We start from the raw sequence: 14,612 nt of genomic DNA on the forward strand, positions 1-14,612 counted from the left end.
CGCCCGCTTTCAGCCCTGTGGATCAGTCCTGCATTCAGGTACCTGTGGCCCCCGGTGGACCGCCACGCGGCAGCGCGACCAGGGACCAGATGGGAGGATCAGCGGCGACGCCCACTCGCTGCATCCCCGGGGAAGGAGACCCGCACATGGATCCCACGACGGTGGAGCTTCTCTTCATGGGCACGGAGTGCGAGACCAGTGGCATCGAGGCCTTCAACACCGTGCGAGAGATGGAGAGCCTCGACGCCGAGGCCGCCGTCGAACGGGCTCACGCGATTCTGGCCTGGCTGGCCTCCAGCAACATGATCGACCTGTTCCTGGGCGATCCGTTCACGTATGAGCCCGATCCCCGCGATGGCGACCCGACGGGCACCGACCTCATCCGCACCGACAGGCTCTGGACCATGGACGGCCCCGATGACAGATGGCTCTTCTACGACACCACCCCCTGGGGCAGGCTCATGCTCGAGAACTGGTGGACAGCGCTCCGGGAGGCGGAGAGGGGCTCACCGCACTGACTGACAGCCGACCCCCAGCAGCCCGGCCTCGACACCACATCCGCTCAGTAAAGGACTCGGCCCGCGGTCCGGTCTCCCGGACCGCGGGCCCAAGCCTCGCGAGGTCCTCCTGCTACCCGGCTTCCCATAAGGCCGGGGAGGCGGAGCCTCCTTCACCAGAACGTCCGGTCCGGGCTCCCTAAGACCCGTTCCAGACTCGGAGACCTGCCAGTCATCGGGCTCCCCAACCCTCGTGACCGGTTCCGTCCGGCGGCAGTAACTATGTAACCCACCGATCCTGAGCGGACCCCCCGAGTTCCCCTATGAACATGCTGAGAAATAGGCGCCATTCCGCCATTTCTACGTAGTGTGCACCACATTCTGGCGATTACCCAGAATATTCCGGCACTTCTTCAGGGCCGTTCCCACGGCTTGTTCATCAAACCGAGGCCGGCGGCCTGCGCAGGCACACGACGGCGTCGGCCCGGCACCCCTCCTGGCCTTCGGGCCCCGTCGCCTGCCGCTGGCGCTCCTCGCCGACGACGACCTGCCAGCCGGCCGTCGCCCCGGCCAGGCCCTCGAGGAGCTCGGCGGCCGTGTAGGTCCGGGCGTGGTGGGTGTGCCAGGGCGGATTGACGGCGTGCACCGCCGTGAGCAGGTGCCCTCCGGGGGCGACGCGGGCGGCGGCGTCGGACAGGAGGGCCACGAGGTCCAGGGAGCCCGGCTCGTGCCCGCCGTGGACGTAGAAGCTCGTCACCAGGTCGAAGGGCCCCGCCGGCAGGCCGTCTCCGGCGTCGTGCACACGACCGGTCACGCGCGAGGCGACCCCGAGCCGCTCGGCCTGCCCGGTCAGACGCCCGATGGCGGTGGCGGACAGGTCCAGCCCGACCACCTGCCAGCCGCGCTCGGCCAGCCACAGGACGTCGGCGCCCTCGCCGCAGCCGATCTCCAGGGCGGTCCCGGGGCTCCAGTCGGTGGCGAGCTCCGGCAGCCAGTCATTGGGGCGGCCCGACCAGAGCTGCTCGACCGAGGCGTAGCGCTCCTCCCAGCGGGAAGCGGAGTGAGCGGCGTCGGACCGCGGGTCGGAGTGTCGCTGGCGGGGCTGCGTCATGCCGCGATCCTAGCGGCGTCGGGTCACCCGGCAGGCCATCCGGTGACGGCGCCCAGCGGCCGGGCGGGGACGCGAGCGCGCCGCCGATCTATCTATCCTCTGCCTCATGACGATCGACACCTCCTGGGTCGCCCAGCGCAATACCGCCTTCCTCGCCGACCCCGCCGCCCGCCTGGCCGGGAACGCCGTCGCCACCACGGACGTGGAGCAGGTCTCCCTGGATCGGGCCGTGGTGACCTCCATCGACACCTCCGTGTCCGACCTCGTCCCGGACGCCTCGATCACCGACCAGAAGCAGTCGGGGCGCTGCTGGGCCTTCGCCGGCCTCAATGTGCTGCGTGCCTCCATGATCAAGGAGCTCGAGCTCGACTCCTTGGAGCTGAGCCAGTCCTTCCCCTTCTTCTACGACAAGCTGGAGAAGGCCAACGCCTTCCTGACCCGCGTCATCGCCGAGGCCGACCGTCCCCTGGACGACCGCGAGGTCGTCGCCTCCCTGTACTCCCCCATTCCCGACGGCGGCTGGTGGCCGGAGTTCGCGCGCCTGGTGGCCAAGTACGGGATCGTGCCGGCCTACGCCATGCCGGACACGGTCTCGGCCGGTGACTCCGAGGCGATGAATGAGCACCTGGCCACGCTGCTGCGGCGCACGGCCCTGCGCCTGCGGACCGCGGTGGCCGACGGCGTCGACCCCGAGCCTCTGCGGCGCACGGCCCTGGAGCAGGTTCACCGGATGCTGTGCATCCACCTGGGCACCCCGCCCGACGAGTTCGTATGGCAGTACCGCGATAAGAACAAGGAATTTCACCGGGTCGGGACGCTCACGCCGCGGGAGTTCGCGCAGCGCTACGTCACCGGGGTGGAGGAGTTCGTGGTCCTGGCCCACGACCCGCGCCCCGAGATCGCGGTCAACACGCGTTACGGCATGGGCCGCAGCGACGTCATGGTGGGGGAACCGGTCCAGGACCACGTCACCGCCGAGCTCGAGGTGCTCAAGGCCGCCGCGATCGCCGCGATCCAGGACGGCGAGCCGGTGTGGTTCGCCTGCGACGTCGCCAGGCAGCGGGACAAGAAGGCCGGAATCTGGGACGCCGCCCTGCACGACTACGAGGGCCTGTACGGGGTGGAGCTGTCGATGACGAAGGCCGAGCGGCTGGTGGCGCGCGAGTCGGCGCTCACGCACGCCATGTGCCTGACCGGCGTCGACCTGGTCGACGGCGTCCCGCGGCGCTGGCGGGTGGAGAACTCCTGGGGCGACAAGCTCGGGGACAAGGGCTTTCACACGATGAGCGACTCCTGGTTCGACGAGTACGTCTTCGAGGTCGTCGTGCGCGCAAGCCGCCTGCCGGAGGCGGTCCGCGCCGCCCTGGAGACCGAGCCCATCATGCTGCCCAGCTGGGACCCGATGGCCTGAGGCAGCGGCTCACCGGCACAGGCCCTCCGGCGACGGCACCCCGGTATGTCACCTCCTCCACCCCGGGCGCTACCGGAATTCTTTCGGCATTTTCTCCACTGTTCTCGGCAGGGTTCCCTAAGGAATCCCACATCCATTCCGGTTATGGTTCGCCTTAGCGTGAGATCACGCGAGATCAGACGACCGGGAGGCGAGCACGCAGATGGCACGTGGTGGGAGGGGATTTCAAGGCACAGTACTCAAGGCACTGCGGGTGCCGGAGCACAAGCTCACGGTGACCGGGGTGCGCGAGCTGGCACCCTACACGGAGCTGACCGTCCACTGCCCGAGCCTGCTGGGCGCCAACACCGCCATACTGCCGCCCACCGCCTGGGCGCGGATGTGGATCCAGCAGGGTGGCCGCCAGCACCAGCGCGCCTACACCCTCACCCGCATCAACCGCGAGCACGCCACCGCCATCATCCTGGTCCTGCACCATGAGCCCAGCGGCCCGGCGTCGCGGTGGGCGAAGCGGGTCAAGCCGGGAGCCACCGTATCCGTCCAGATGATGGGCGGCACCAGTTACCGCCCACCGTCCCCCGGCGACCGGATGCTGCTGGTGGGCGACCAGGCCTCCGCTCCCGCACTCGCCGACGCCGTGGCCGCCTCCCCGACGAGCAGCCCGGCCACCGTCGTCATGCTGGCGCCCGAGGCCGGCTTCCTTCCCCTGGCCGCGCGCGACCATCGGCTCATCCGCGTGAACCCCGAGGTCTCCGAGGAGAAGCTGCTGGCCGCCGTCGACCGCACCCTGTGGGCGGACACCGGGGACCTGGCCCTGGACTGGGTCTTCATCGCGTTGGAGAGCGGCGCCACCAAGGCGGTGCGGCGCCACCTGATCGCCTCGGGCATGAGCCGGCGCAGCATCCAGCACCAGGCATACTGGATCCGCGGCCGCTCCATGGGCACAGCAGCCCCTGAGGCCTGACCCAAAGCCCCACCGGACGTGAAGCGGACGTATCCTGAGGCCGTTCATCGTCGCGATCTGTTCACCGGGGGTGCTCTCCATGCGACTCATCAAGCCCGCCATCGTTGTCCTCGCCCTCACTGTCCTGGTCACCTCGATCGGGAACCTGTTTCTCGGGTGGCAGTTCAGCAGCCTCAACACATCGCTGTGCATGCTCCTGCTCGGCCTGGTTCTGCTGCAAGCCCAGACCTCAGATCCGGGCGAACGCAACCTGTCGCCGTCGGGAATCCGGTTGCTGGGGATCGCCGGACTCGTCCTCTCCGGGCTCGTTCTCGCGCGCGGCCTCTACCGGTCCGACGTCGTCGCGCTCCTCATCCTGCCCGAACTGGTTCTGCTGGGTTACGTCCTGGTGCGCAGCCTGAGGGACCGGCGGCCCCGTGAGGTCGCCGCAAGCAAGCCCTCGCCCCGATAGGCCCCGTCACCCGCCGACCCCGGCCACCAGACTCCTCGACGAGGTCGATCGAGAACGTACTTCCGCCGCGAGGACTGCGTTCTCCCGCAGATGACTGGGGACGGACCGCAGTCATCTGCGGGAGAAGTACGTCGTCGTCAGGAATCGCAGTTCTCGGCACGTGCCGTGCGGGGGAGGGGCCGCCGCACGCATCGGTAGCGGCGGCGCCCCGGCCAGCGCGGGTCCAACGACGCAGGGCCGATATCGAAGTCGAGCGCCCGGTAGAAGCCGACGGCGTCGTCGTCGGTCTCGGCGACAACCTGCCCCGACGCACTGGCAAGGGCATCAACGAGCGTCCGCCCGATTCCGTCGCCACGTAGCCCCGGAGCCACGGCAATGTACTCCAACACGACGTCATCGGGTCGAGACACGTAGGCAGCTACCGACGTGGGCGCGCCCCGCGGGCCCGTACCCACGACCTCCATGAGCACTAGCTCCTCAGCAATGATCCTGCGCAGCTCGGCGTCGGGCAGTCCCGCGGCCTCGCGCATAAGAGCCAGCATCTGCTCACTGGCCAGGTCCTGCTCCACCAGAACTCTGACTGCCGCTCCGTGCTGGACCCGGCCCGTCGTCATAACCGCATTATACACTGACCCGCACGGCACCTATGGCGTCACGGACACATTGCATTCTCCCTGGTCAGGGCTGATTTCACAGTTCCAGGGACGGCATGCCGTATAGGGTGACGGCAACTGGGTAGTGCTCCCCACCAATGACGACGGACCACTTGTTGAAAATGCCACAAGAATCCGGCAGGATTTTGCCCGGTCATACCATTCCCCACCATGTCCGCCCTACGAGGTCATCTACCATGCGACTCCTCCCTCCAGTCGTCTTCACACTTGCCACCACCGTTCTGGCCCTGACCGTCGGTGGCGGCCTATTCGGCTGGCAAACCTCCCTCCTGACCCCTCTGAGCCTGCTGACGGTCAGTCTCATCCTTCTCCAGGCCCAGCACGTTCAGCGTGCCGAGCCGTCGCAGCGCATCCCGGGTCCCTCGGTCCTCGCGCTGGCCGTCATCGGCCTGGGGCTGGCGACCGCTCTGCTCGGTCACGGCCTCTACAGCCATGAGCCCGCTGCCGCCATCAACCTGCCGTCGGCCGGCATCCTGCTCTATGTCATCGTGAACGCCTACCGCCACCGCCGGCCCGAGGCGCAGCCCGCCCTCGTCACCGCCCAGGACGCCCCGCTCGCAGAGATCGGTGGCAACCTGCCACAATGAGCGGCATGGCCGATCTCTCCACCATCTCCCCCGCCATCGCTCTGGGCCCCCTGGACGGCCGCTACCGCGCCGTCGCCGCCCCACTGGTCAATCACCTCTCCGAGGCCGCGCTCAACCGGGCCCGCCTGCAGGTCGAGGTCGAGTGGCTCATCCACCTCACCGACGGCGGCGTCCTGCCCGGCGCCCCTCGCCTGAGTGAGACGGAGAAGGCCTACCTGCGCGGTGTCGTCGAGGACTTCGGGGCCCAGGAGATCGCCGAGCTCGGCGCCATCGAGGCCGAGACCCGCCACGACGTCAAGGCCGTCGAGTACCTCCTCAAACGGCGCCTGACCGCGGCCGCCCAGGCCCCCGGCGTCGTCGGCGCCGACGGCGGCCCCACCGTGCTGCCCACGGTCGGCGAGATCGTCCACATCTTCTGCACCAGCGAGGACATCAACAACCTCTCCTACGCCCTGACGATCCGCGCCGCCATCGAGCAGGTGTGGCTGCCGGCCGCGCGCGGGCTGGTCGAGGACCTGGCCGCCATGGCCCACGAGTACGCCGACGCCGCCATGCTGGCGCGCACGCACGGCCAGCCGGCCACCCCCACCACGCTCGGCAAGGAGCTGGCGGTCCTGGCCCACCGGCTGCGCCGTCAGGTGCGCCGCGTCGAGTCCACCGAGTACCTGGGCAAGATCAATGGCGCCACCGGCACCTTCGGCGCGCACGTCGTCTCCGTTCCCGGCGCCGACTGGCAGGCCGTGGGCCGCGGCTTCGTGGAGCACCTGGGCCTGACCTGGAACCCGCTGACCACGCAGATCGAGTCCCACGACTGGCAGGCCGAGCTCTACTCCGACGTCGCCCGCTTCAACCGGATCGCCCACAACCTGGCCACGGATGTGTGGACCTACATCTCCCTGGGCTACTTCCACCAGCGCCTGAGCGCGCAGGGATCCACCGGCTCGTCAACCATGCCGCACAAGGTCAACCCGATCCGCTTCGAGAACGGCGAGGCCAACCTGGAGATCTCCTGCTCGCTGCTGGACACGCTGGCCGCCACGCTCGTCACCTCCCGCCTCCAGCGGGACCTCACCGACTCCACCACGCAGCGCAACGTGGGCGTGGCCCTGGGGCACTCGCTGCTGGCCGTGGACAATATCCGCCGGGGCCTGGCCGGGCTCGACGTCGACCGCTCCCGCCTGGAGGAGGACCTCGAGGCGACCTGGGAGGTGCTCGGCGAACCCGTCCAGCAGGCCATGCGGGCGGCCGCTGTCGCCGGGGCAACCGGCATGGCCGACCCCTACGAGCGCCTCAAGGAGCTCACCCGCGGCAAGAAGGTCACGCCCGAGGGGATGCGCGAGTTCATCTCCGGGCTCGGCATGCCCGACGACGTCGAGGCGCGACTGCTCGCCCTGGCGCCCGCCACCTACACGGGCTTGGCCGCCGAGCTCGTCTCCCACCTGGACGACTGAGGCCCCGCCGGCGGGTCCGGCAATGGCCGGGTGTCCACGGTGCTGACATCAGCGCGCCGACCCTCGAAGCACCTGACACAGAACGTTGGAATCCCGGGGTTTCTTCTCAGGCTGGGAGATCAGCGCAGTGTTGATGTCAGCACCGTGGACACTTCCAGCCCTTCATCGACACTCAGGGCCCCTTCTCATGGACACCTCGGCGCGTTTCAGGGTTCCGGCAGGGCGGCGCGCGGCTACCCGACGGCGACTGAAGGCTGGGCCGGGGGCACGGCGCCCCCGGTCAGGAGCTGACGGGCGCACAGCCCGGCGATGCACTCCTCGGCCGGGTTGAGGCCGAGCCGGTTGACGTCGATGTGCAGCAGGTCCAGGGCCCGACGGCCGCCGGTGCCCGCCCCCATGACCCCGATGGCGCGTCCGGCGTCGTCTGCCAGCTCGCCGACGGCAGCGGCCGCCTGACTCCAGGACGGGATCTCATCGAACTGGAACTCGATGACCTCCAGCAGCTGCTGGACGATCGGCCCCAGGGCGCTGCCGTCACGCAGGTGGGCGGGAAGCCGCGAGCCCCACATCCGCAGGTGGGCGGAGAGCAGCTCGGCCTCGGGCAGCGGCGCGCTGCGGGCCGCCAGAGCCAGGAACCGCGCCGCCAGAGCCGCCCGCGGCACCGGACGCGGGATCTGCCAGACCTGGTGGTCCAGGCACCATCGGCTGGAGACGTAGAAGTGCCGCTCGGCCTCCTCGACGCCGGCCACTCCCCCGTACTTGTCGTACTCGGGGCCGTAGACACCGAAGGTGATGCCGGGCCGGCTGGCACCGATCCCGCCGGTCATCGGGTCGGTGACGAGACGCTCGACCGTGCGCACCTCGGTGCGCTGGGCCACGGCCCCCAGCTCGCGCATGCTCGCGTAGGCGTCGTCCAGGACACCCTCAACGGCCTTGAGCCGCAGCCGGATGTGGTGCCCGCGCAGGTCGACGAAGCGCAGGAAGTGTGCCGAGCGGATGTCCCACTGTCCGCGGGCCCGGGCCAGCCACTGGGCGATCTCGGGCAGCAGGGCGTCGGTGTCGTCCCCGCCGGCGCAGTAAATCCGCGCGTACAGCCAGCCGACGCTCTCATGCTGGTTGGCCAGCGCCGCCCCCCGCTGACGCATCGAGCTGTGCTGGGCGCGCAGGTTGCCGAAGTCGGCGGCCGCCATCTCCAGGGGCTGGATCCCCGGGATCGATCCACCCACCTGCGGGGTCGAGGCGCCCTGACCGGGCTGACCGGCCTCGGAGCGCTCCGCCTGCTCACCGGCCCGCGAGCGCCCACCGAGCCAGCGCAGCCTCCGGGAGCGGATGAGCCGGCTGGGCTGGTTGCGCTGCTCCCGCCGGTTGGGCTGGGCGTCGTCGTAGGTGCTCATGCCATGCCTCCCAGGTTCTTGGGCCACTGGAGTCCCACCAGGTACTCGGCCACCGTCGGCTCACCGTCCTGGGTGAGCCCCAGGGCCTGGCCGCGGGCCGGGAGGGCCTCGACGAAGCTGATGTGGGCGGCGCCGGGGTCGATCCAGCCGCGCAGCGCCAACAGCGAGACCGGCGAGGTGAGGTCCACGTAGCGAGGCTTGTGCTGGTCGAAGGTGGCGCCCTGGGAGGGCATGTGCTGGTGGACGAACACCTCCGTCGGTATGTCCCACTGCTTGCGCAGGTCGTCCATGTGCAGCAGGGTCGTGGTCAGGTCGCGGTCCATGAGCGGGGCGATCTGGTCGGCCGGGAAGGTCCAGGACTCGCGCCGGGTCACCAACCGGCCGGCCACGGTCCGCTCGGAGTGCATCACCTCGTCGGGCAGGGGCCCGCCCAGGTCCCGACGGCGGCTGGTCCAGTGATCCGCGAACGGGGGCAGCCGGGACCACGGGTCGCTCAGCAGCACCAGCCAGGACAGGTAGCCGCCCAGGAGGTACTGGGGGGTCAGGCCCAGGTAGGCCAGTCCCACGGGCCCGGCGTCGTCGGCCAGGAACAGGGTGCTCGTGGCCGGGTCGTGGACGAGCCGCAGGGAGCTGAGGGGGACCGCGTCCGGCGCCCCCGGCTCACCGGGCAGGCCCAGCGGCGGCAGAAGCCCGCAGGAGACGGCCTGACCGGTGTTGCACTCGGTGCTGGCCTGGATCTCCAGGACCCGCTCGGTGCCCCAGGCAGTGCGGATCCGTGTGGCCAGGCGCTCCCGGAAGCCGGAGCCCAGGAGCCGGTGGAAGCGGGCCTGGAGGGAGCCGTTGGCGTTGGTGAAGGCGTTGACGACGGTCAGCCCCCCGCCGGCGGCGTAGGTCCGGGCGCTGGGGGCCACCGGCTGGAGGAAGGCGCCCAGGTGCCTCGGCGAGCCGGAGAGCCCGCCGGACAGGGCGGCACGCTCCGTGTCGGGGCCGGCGGCGTAGTCGAGCCCGGCGGCGCGCAGCATCTCCTGGTCGCCGTCGGGGGCGTGGGCGATGGTCATGAAGAAGGCGAGCGGGTCCTTGCACACCCCACCGTTGCCGAACAGCGAGACGAACCGGGCCACCATGAGGTCGTAGATGTGGGAGCGGGTCACCCAGGGGTCGGCGAGATCGCCCAGGGTCTTGACGTCCTGCTCGAAGGGGGCGTCCTCGAGGGGATCGACCCAGCTGCGGGTCGACTCGCGGTCCTCGTAGAGGAAGCCGCTGGGGCGCTCGCCGAGCTCGCCGTCGGGGAAGACGCGCTCGGCCAGGCGCACCGTGCGGTTGAGGAGCTCGGCACGGCCGGGCCCGTCGGCGGCGCCGACGGCGTCGTCGAGCCGGGCCAGCCAGGCCAGGTCCTTACCCCACTGGCGCTGCTGCTCCGGTGAGAGTGAGGCGGCCAGCAGCGGGAAGGGGTTCTCCCCGCGGTACCAGGGCACGTGCGGCACGATGGCGCCGGAGGCCAGCAGCCGCTCCAGGCGCAGGCGCGGGTCGGTGCCACCCACGCGCTCGCAGGCGTCACGCACGCTGAGCACGGCGTGCATGCCGCCGCCGGTCAGGGCGTCGTGGGTCTCCTGGAGCCAGCGGGCGGGCTGGACGGTCTCCTGGCGGAAGACCATGCCATTGCCGTACTCGTGCTCGCCGAGGACGCTCAGCGCCTCCGCCTCGGCCTCACTGGGCGGGTACTGGCCGTAGGCGCCGGCCGCGCCTGCGCCGGGAGCGGCGCTGAAGGCCCGGCGCACAGGGGCGGGCTCGAGGTAGAGGGCGCTGTCGGGGGCCAGGTCCTGGGCGGTGGCGCTCAGGATGCGGTAGGCCAGGTGGGTGGCCACCATGCGGTGGCTGCGCCCGGTGGACGGCCGGCCCGCCTCGTTGACGGTGGTCAGTCCCGAGAAGGGGCTGGTCTTGAGGGCGGCCCGGGTGGCCAGGGTGTAGAGGGTGCGCAGGACGCGGGGGTCCTCGAGCCTGCGGCCGCGGGCGGCCAGGGTGGAGATGAGGGCCGGGGCGGCGATCGCCAGGGCCTCCTGGTAGCCGGGCTCGTCGAGGCCGGCCGCCAGCAGCTCGCGGCTGCGGTCCAGGTCGACGTCGACCAGGACGGCCAGGCGCGCGCGGGTCTCCTCCTTGCGGGCCACCAGGGCGTCCCAGCGCTCCAGCAGTGCGCGCAGCTCAGCGGGCAGGACGGCCAGGACCTCCTCGGACAGGTCGGTGGCACGCCCCTGGAAGACGCAGCGCTTGGCGCGCAGGACCGGGCGGCGCTCGGTCTTGTCCAGAGTGGGGACGATCTCGTAGAGCGGGTCGAGCAGCTGCTCCGCGGCGCCGTCGAGCACCTCGTCGAGCCGGCGCAGGTAGTCCAGGGTGCCGATGACGGCGGCGCTGGTCTCGGGGACGGCCCGCACCGGGAGCCCGCCCAGGCGCACGAGGGTCGGCAGGGCCACGGCGGGCTGGGCCAGGGCCGGGGGCTCCGGCTCCGATGCCGGTACCGACGCTGGTACGGCGGAGGACGGAGCGGACGGGATGGGCTCCCCGGGGGTCACGGCGGATACGGGCTGCGGCTGTCGGGAGGGGGAGGCACCGGCACGAGAGAGAACCGGCTGCGTCATAGGAGGAAACCTTTCACGAGGACGTACAGCCAGTAGCCTATCCATACAATGCTCATCACGAAGGCCAGCAGTCCGAGAAGAGAGCACAGCAGCCCGTAGATGAAGTAGCCCCAGCGCACCGCGGGCCGCATGACGGCCAGGGCGGGAGGCAGGGGCTGGCGGGCCAGGACGCAGCGCAGCACGAACATGGAGCGCCCGCGCAGGTTGACCGAGCCGGTGGCCGCCTCGACCGCGGCGACGCCGTCGGACTGGGTGAGGGGGTTGAGGTTGGTCACGAGCATCGTGAGCTGGAAGGCGCACAGGGTCAGGGCCACCTGGCGCACCGTTCCCGTCGAGGCCCAGGCGATGGCCGCCTCCAGGCCGCAGACGACGCCGTCGGAGAAGATGCCGGCCAAGGCCAGCATGGTCAGCCCGCGCCGGGAGCGCACCCGGTAGGAGTCGGTGCGGTCGACGTAGGCGATGGGGATCGCCCAGAACATGAGCGCCACCCCCAGTCCCCGGATCGGGGTGCCCAGGTAGCCGGCGACGATGGCGTGCCAGGACTCGTGGAGCAGGATGCTCACCAGCTGGATCGCCACCGCCGTGACGAAGACGAGGACGCCGGGGCGGGGGCCGCCGGCCAGGGAGCTGAGCGCCATGGCCCCGGCCGCGTACCCGCAGGCGGCCAGCGCCAGGAAGACCCAGCTGAGTGCGGGGGCCGGCAGGCGCTGGAGCAGGGTGACGATCGGGGCGACGATCCGGTGGTACTTGCGGGCGATGATGATGCGGGGCAGCCACCAGCCCCCGCTGCGGCGGGGCCTCTCGACCTTGAGGTGGCGGGCCCGGCGGGGCTGGGCGGTGTGGCGTCCGCGGGTGCGCCGGGTGCGCACCGGGGCCTCGGGGACGGCGGGGGCGGGTTCGCTCCCCGACAGGAGGCCCTTGTCGCGCAGGTTGTCGACCAGGCTCGTGATGCGCTGGGCGCCCGCCTCGTCGATGTCCTGGGGCAGCTCCTCGATGATGGTCGGCAGGGGGCGCACCCCGTCGAACTGGTTGACGATGAAGGCGGCGGCCGCGCCGAGCCGGTGGTACTTGCCCGAGTCGGAGTCGAACAGCATCGGCTGGTTGTCCATCCCGACGATGAGGCTCACGCCGCGGCGCAGGCGCGGGATCGGAGACGTCGGGGGGCTACCAGGGATCGTCGGCGTTCTCGTCGCCGTACTCATCACCGTGCTCATCGTGGGCTCTTGGCTCCCTCAGGTCGGTTCTCGGGGCTCCGGGGTACCGCCAGTGGCGGGTAGGGGACCCCGGTCCCCTACCCGCCACCATGGGGTCGTCAGCAGGACGTCGTCGACGCGCTGGCGGCACAGGCCGGGCACGAGGCCGAGGCGGCGCTGGCCGGGCACGAGGCCGAGGCGGCGCTGGCCGGGCAGGACGCGCTGGCGCTGCTGAAGGCACAACCCAGAGCGTTGCCCTCGGGCAGCTCCTCGACACCGAAGTCACTGTCGGCGAGGGTGAGATCAATCGAGCTGTTCGTCATATGCTGTTCACCTCCTTCTCTCAGATGTCTTGTGGGCAGGAGCGGGGCCCGTTCGGGCCCCGGGGGTCCGGTCTGCCGGGACCGGGCCCCAACCCCGCGAACGGGGTGGTCTGTGGAACTTCTGTGACGCGGTATGCAGTTCTGGGTCGGTCGTGCCGGCGGCGGACCGCCGGAGCGCGCGACTGGTGACCGGGGTCAGCCGGCCGCCTCATCGGGCGACGCCGTCTGCGCACTGGCGATGGTGACGGCGAACATCTGGTGGCGGCTGACGCCGTCGGAGTCCAGCAGGTGGCGTACCGCCGAGGTGGCGAAGCCGGCGAAGACCGTCCCCACCAGTCCCCGGGCGACGGCGCGCAGGTGCAGCGAGTAGATGAGGGCGGCGCTGCGGCCCATGGTGAAGCGGTAGCCGGCCGCCCCGCCCCAGGCGTCGGCCTCATCGAGGTTGGCGGCCACCGAGACGATGGCGCCGGCGCGGGCGAACTCCTTCTGCACCGCCATGCCCTCGATCTCCTCAGCCTGCGGCAGGGGGCGGACGAGGTCGACGCCGTCGAGCCTCACCCGGTAGATGCCCGGCTCAGCGCCACTCGGGCGCAGGAGGAGGACGAAGGGCTCCAGGGGGCAGGCCGCCGCGTCCTGGCCCCAGGTGCTCGCGTCGTCGGCCAGGGCGTCGCGCACCATGGCCAGGAGGGGCTCGGCCTCGAGCGGCTCGGTACCGTAGGTGGTCGATGATGAGCGGCGCTCGAAGGTCTGGTGCAGGCTGTAGGGGTAGGGCTCCTGGGGGCCGGGGACGAGCGCGTCCGGCACCTGGCAGTCCAGCGGCGGGCGCGGGCGGCGCGTGGCCAGGCCGTCGGAGCTCGGCTCGGCGGGGTGAGTGTCCGATCCGGCGGAGAAGCCGGCGACGAGCTCGCGCAGCGTCTCGAAGTCAGTGCGCACGGCGGCCTCCCAGGTCGACGACGATGCAGGCCGGCTCCCGGGCCGGGTCGGTGCCCAGTGCCCGGGCGATGCGCTGCTCGTCCCAGCGGGCCCGGGCGCGCAGCGGCACTCCCAGGGCGTCGGCGACGAGGCGGATGACCTCGAAGGAGCAGCCGCAGTCCTGGACGGCGATGCGCAGGGCGAAGGAGAAGTACTTGCGGGCCACCTTGTCCACGTTGCCGGTCAGGACGATCCGGGCGCCGACGCCGTCGGGCAGGGGCTCCGTCTCCGCGTCCGCCGCGGGGGCGGGACCGATGAGGGCCAGGGCGTGGTCGCGCTCGATGTAGACGTAGGTGCCCGGGGCCGGCCGCTGCCCGGCCGCCTCCTTCGCCTCATGTCCGGCCTGCCCGCTTTCGGGCACGAGGACGTAGGCGGTCACCGAGCCGATGTTGCCGCCGGCGGCCGTCCAGCGGCGCAGCTTGGCGCTCAGCGGGCTCTGGGCGGCCTCGGCCGGTCCCTGGCCGGTGGGCTCGGCTCCGAGCGGTTCGCGCACGCCGACCGACAGCGCCAGGATCGTGGCGAGCTCGGCCGGGGTGGGGCGGGTGACGAGGTCGGGGTCGGAGCCGTCATCGGTGAGCGGGTGCGCGACGGGCCAGGGCTGGTCGAGGCGCTCCAGGTCGGCGGGCGGCAGAGGCGTGCGCGGGCAGACCGGCCAGTCGCGGAACTCGCGCTGAAGGCGCAGGTTGGAGGGCTTGTAGTGCTGCTGGTGGCCCTTGGAGTCGACGAAGGCGGCCGGCGGGATGGCCACGGACTGCTCGTAGCGGGCCCCCACGGGGGCCGAGGGCGCCACCGGCACCGGGTCCTCGCCCTGCCCGGCCACCGAGCAGACGGGGCAGCCGGGGCGGGAGACGACCGGGCGGTCGGAGTAGGTGAAGGTGGCCAGGTCCGTGCGCCGCGCGTCCCCGGGAAGGTGGGTGACGGTGGCGCGGGCGATGAGGGCGGCCACGGCCC

At 71.4% G+C, this 14,612-nt stretch carries 14 protein-coding genes; 6 read left to right on the forward strand and 8 right to left on the reverse strand.

Annotated elements, in window-relative coordinates; all coding sequences use genetic code 11:
- The first annotated feature begins 146 nt into the window (after nt 1–146).
- A complete protein-coding gene (locus tag RIV12_RS11155) occupies nt 147–518 on the forward strand; it encodes a hypothetical protein (protein ID WP_075417440.1) in 372 nt (123 codons plus the stop codon).
- 418 nt (nt 519–936) lie between these two features.
- Here the strand turns inward: RIV12_RS11155 and RIV12_RS11160 are convergent, their stop codons facing one another.
- The gene (locus RIV12_RS11160) at nt 937–1,608 is read right to left on the reverse strand and encodes a class I SAM-dependent methyltransferase (RefSeq protein ID WP_309323900.1); all 672 of its coding nucleotides are present in this window, start codon (nt 1,606–1,608) and stop codon (nt 937–939) included.
- Nucleotides 1,609–1,714: 106 nt separating this feature from the next.
- Between RIV12_RS11160 and RIV12_RS11165 the strand changes: the two genes are divergently transcribed.
- The 3 genes from RIV12_RS11165 to RIV12_RS11175 all read left to right on the forward strand — a co-directional run bounded on the left by RIV12_RS11165 (nt 1,715) and on the right by RIV12_RS11175 (nt 4,434).
- Nucleotides 1,715–3,019 (forward strand): C1 family peptidase, encoded by a 1,305-nt coding sequence (locus RIV12_RS11165; RefSeq protein ID WP_309323902.1) that lies wholly within the window; start codon nt 1,715–1,717, stop codon nt 3,017–3,019.
- A gap of 202 nt (nt 3,020–3,221) precedes the next feature.
- A complete protein-coding gene (locus RIV12_RS11170) occupies nt 3,222–3,983 on the forward strand; it encodes a siderophore-interacting protein (RefSeq protein ID WP_309323904.1) in 762 nt (253 codons plus the stop codon).
- Nucleotides 3,984–4,062: 79 nt separating this feature from the next.
- The gene (locus RIV12_RS11175) at nt 4,063–4,434 is read left to right on the forward strand and encodes a hypothetical protein (protein WP_309323906.1); all 372 of its coding nucleotides are present in this window, start codon (nt 4,063–4,065) and stop codon (nt 4,432–4,434) included.
- Between the two features lie 137 nt (nt 4,435–4,571).
- On the opposite strand, the gene RIV12_RS11180 is transcribed toward RIV12_RS11175, so the two are convergent.
- Nucleotides 4,572–5,048, reverse strand: a complete 477-nt coding sequence (locus tag RIV12_RS11180) for a GNAT family N-acetyltransferase (RefSeq protein WP_309323908.1) — start codon at nt 5,046–5,048, stop codon at nt 4,572–4,574.
- Between the two features lie 236 nt (nt 5,049–5,284).
- Here RIV12_RS11180 and RIV12_RS11185 point away from each other — a divergent pair, with 236 nt between their 5' ends.
- Entirely contained in the window at nt 5,285–5,695 is a 411-nt protein-coding gene (locus RIV12_RS11185) for a hypothetical protein (protein WP_309323910.1), read from the forward strand.
- A 5-nt stretch (nt 5,696–5,700) separates the two neighbouring features.
- Nucleotides 5,701–7,146, forward strand: coding sequence for an adenylosuccinate lyase (gene purB, locus RIV12_RS11190; protein WP_309323912.1), 1,446 nt, complete (start codon nt 5,701–5,703; stop codon nt 7,144–7,146).
- A 233-nt stretch (nt 7,147–7,379) separates the two neighbouring features.
- Here purB and RIV12_RS11195 read toward each other — a convergent pair whose 3' ends face one another.
- From RIV12_RS11195 to RIV12_RS11220, 6 genes are all read right to left on the reverse strand, one after another.
- Nucleotides 7,380–8,540: a thiopeptide-type bacteriocin biosynthesis protein gene (locus RIV12_RS11195; RefSeq protein WP_309323914.1), complete on the reverse strand. Its 1,161-nt coding sequence runs from the start codon at nt 8,538–8,540 to the stop codon at nt 7,380–7,382.
- The gene (locus RIV12_RS11200; protein ID WP_309323916.1) at nt 8,537–11,173 is read right to left on the reverse strand and encodes a lantibiotic dehydratase; all 2,637 of its coding nucleotides are present in this window, start codon (nt 11,171–11,173) and stop codon (nt 8,537–8,539) included. The genes RIV12_RS11195 and RIV12_RS11200 overlap by 4 nt, the downstream gene beginning before the upstream one ends.
- Nucleotides 11,170–12,387: a PqqD family peptide modification chaperone gene (locus RIV12_RS11205; protein WP_309323918.1), complete on the reverse strand. Its 1,218-nt coding sequence runs from the start codon at nt 12,385–12,387 to the stop codon at nt 11,170–11,172. Before RIV12_RS11205 ends, RIV12_RS11200 begins: the two co-directional genes overlap by 4 nt.
- Nucleotides 12,388–12,485: 98 nt before the next feature.
- Nucleotides 12,486–12,689, reverse strand: a complete 204-nt coding sequence (locus RIV12_RS11210; RefSeq protein ID WP_020992058.1) for a thiocillin family RiPP — start codon at nt 12,687–12,689, stop codon at nt 12,486–12,488.
- A gap of 195 nt (nt 12,690–12,884) precedes the next feature.
- On the reverse strand, nt 12,885–13,622 hold the full coding sequence (locus RIV12_RS11215) for a nitroreductase family protein (RefSeq protein WP_309323920.1): 738 nt from the start codon (nt 13,620–13,622) through the stop codon (nt 12,885–12,887).
- Nucleotides 13,612–14,612: nitroreductase family protein (locus RIV12_RS11220; RefSeq protein WP_487274892.1), on the reverse strand; the 1,001-nt coding region annotated here is incomplete at its 5' end. The genes RIV12_RS11220 and RIV12_RS11215, both read right to left, overlap by 11 nt.

The organism is Actinomyces stomatis, from assembly GCF_031292835.1.
GTDB lineage: Bacteria > Actinomycetota > Actinomycetes > Actinomycetales > Actinomycetaceae > Actinomyces > Actinomyces stomatis.

Coding starts and splice junctions, on each gene's coding strand:
- RIV12_RS11155 (WP_075417440.1), top strand. CDS start 147: ATGGATCCCACGACGGTGGAGCTTCTCTTCATGGGCACGGAGTGCGAG.
- RIV12_RS11160 (WP_309323900.1), bottom strand. CDS start 1,608: ATGACGCAGCCCCGCCAGCGACACTCCGACCCGCGGTCCGACGCCGCT.
- RIV12_RS11165 (WP_309323902.1), top strand. CDS start 1,715: ATGACGATCGACACCTCCTGGGTCGCCCAGCGCAATACCGCCTTCCTC.
- RIV12_RS11170 (WP_309323904.1), top strand. CDS start 3,222: ATGGCACGTGGTGGGAGGGGATTTCAAGGCACAGTACTCAAGGCACTG.
- RIV12_RS11175 (WP_309323906.1), top strand. CDS start 4,063: ATGCGACTCATCAAGCCCGCCATCGTTGTCCTCGCCCTCACTGTCCTG.
- RIV12_RS11180 (WP_309323908.1), bottom strand. CDS start 5,048: ATGACGACGGGCCGGGTCCAGCACGGAGCGGCAGTCAGAGTTCTGGTG.
- RIV12_RS11185 (WP_309323910.1), top strand. CDS start 5,285: ATGCGACTCCTCCCTCCAGTCGTCTTCACACTTGCCACCACCGTTCTG.
- purB (WP_309323912.1), top strand. CDS start 5,701: ATGGCCGATCTCTCCACCATCTCCCCCGCCATCGCTCTGGGCCCCCTG.
- RIV12_RS11195 (WP_309323914.1), bottom strand. CDS start 8,540: ATGAGCACCTACGACGACGCCCAGCCCAACCGGCGGGAGCAGCGCAAC.
- RIV12_RS11200 (WP_309323916.1), bottom strand. CDS start 11,173: ATGACGCAGCCGGTTCTCTCTCGTGCCGGTGCCTCCCCCTCCCGACAG.
- RIV12_RS11205 (WP_309323918.1), bottom strand. CDS start 12,387: ATGAGCACGGTGATGAGTACGGCGACGAGAACGCCGACGATCCCTGGT.
- RIV12_RS11210 (WP_020992058.1), bottom strand. CDS start 12,689: ATGACGAACAGCTCGATTGATCTCACCCTCGCCGACAGTGACTTCGGT.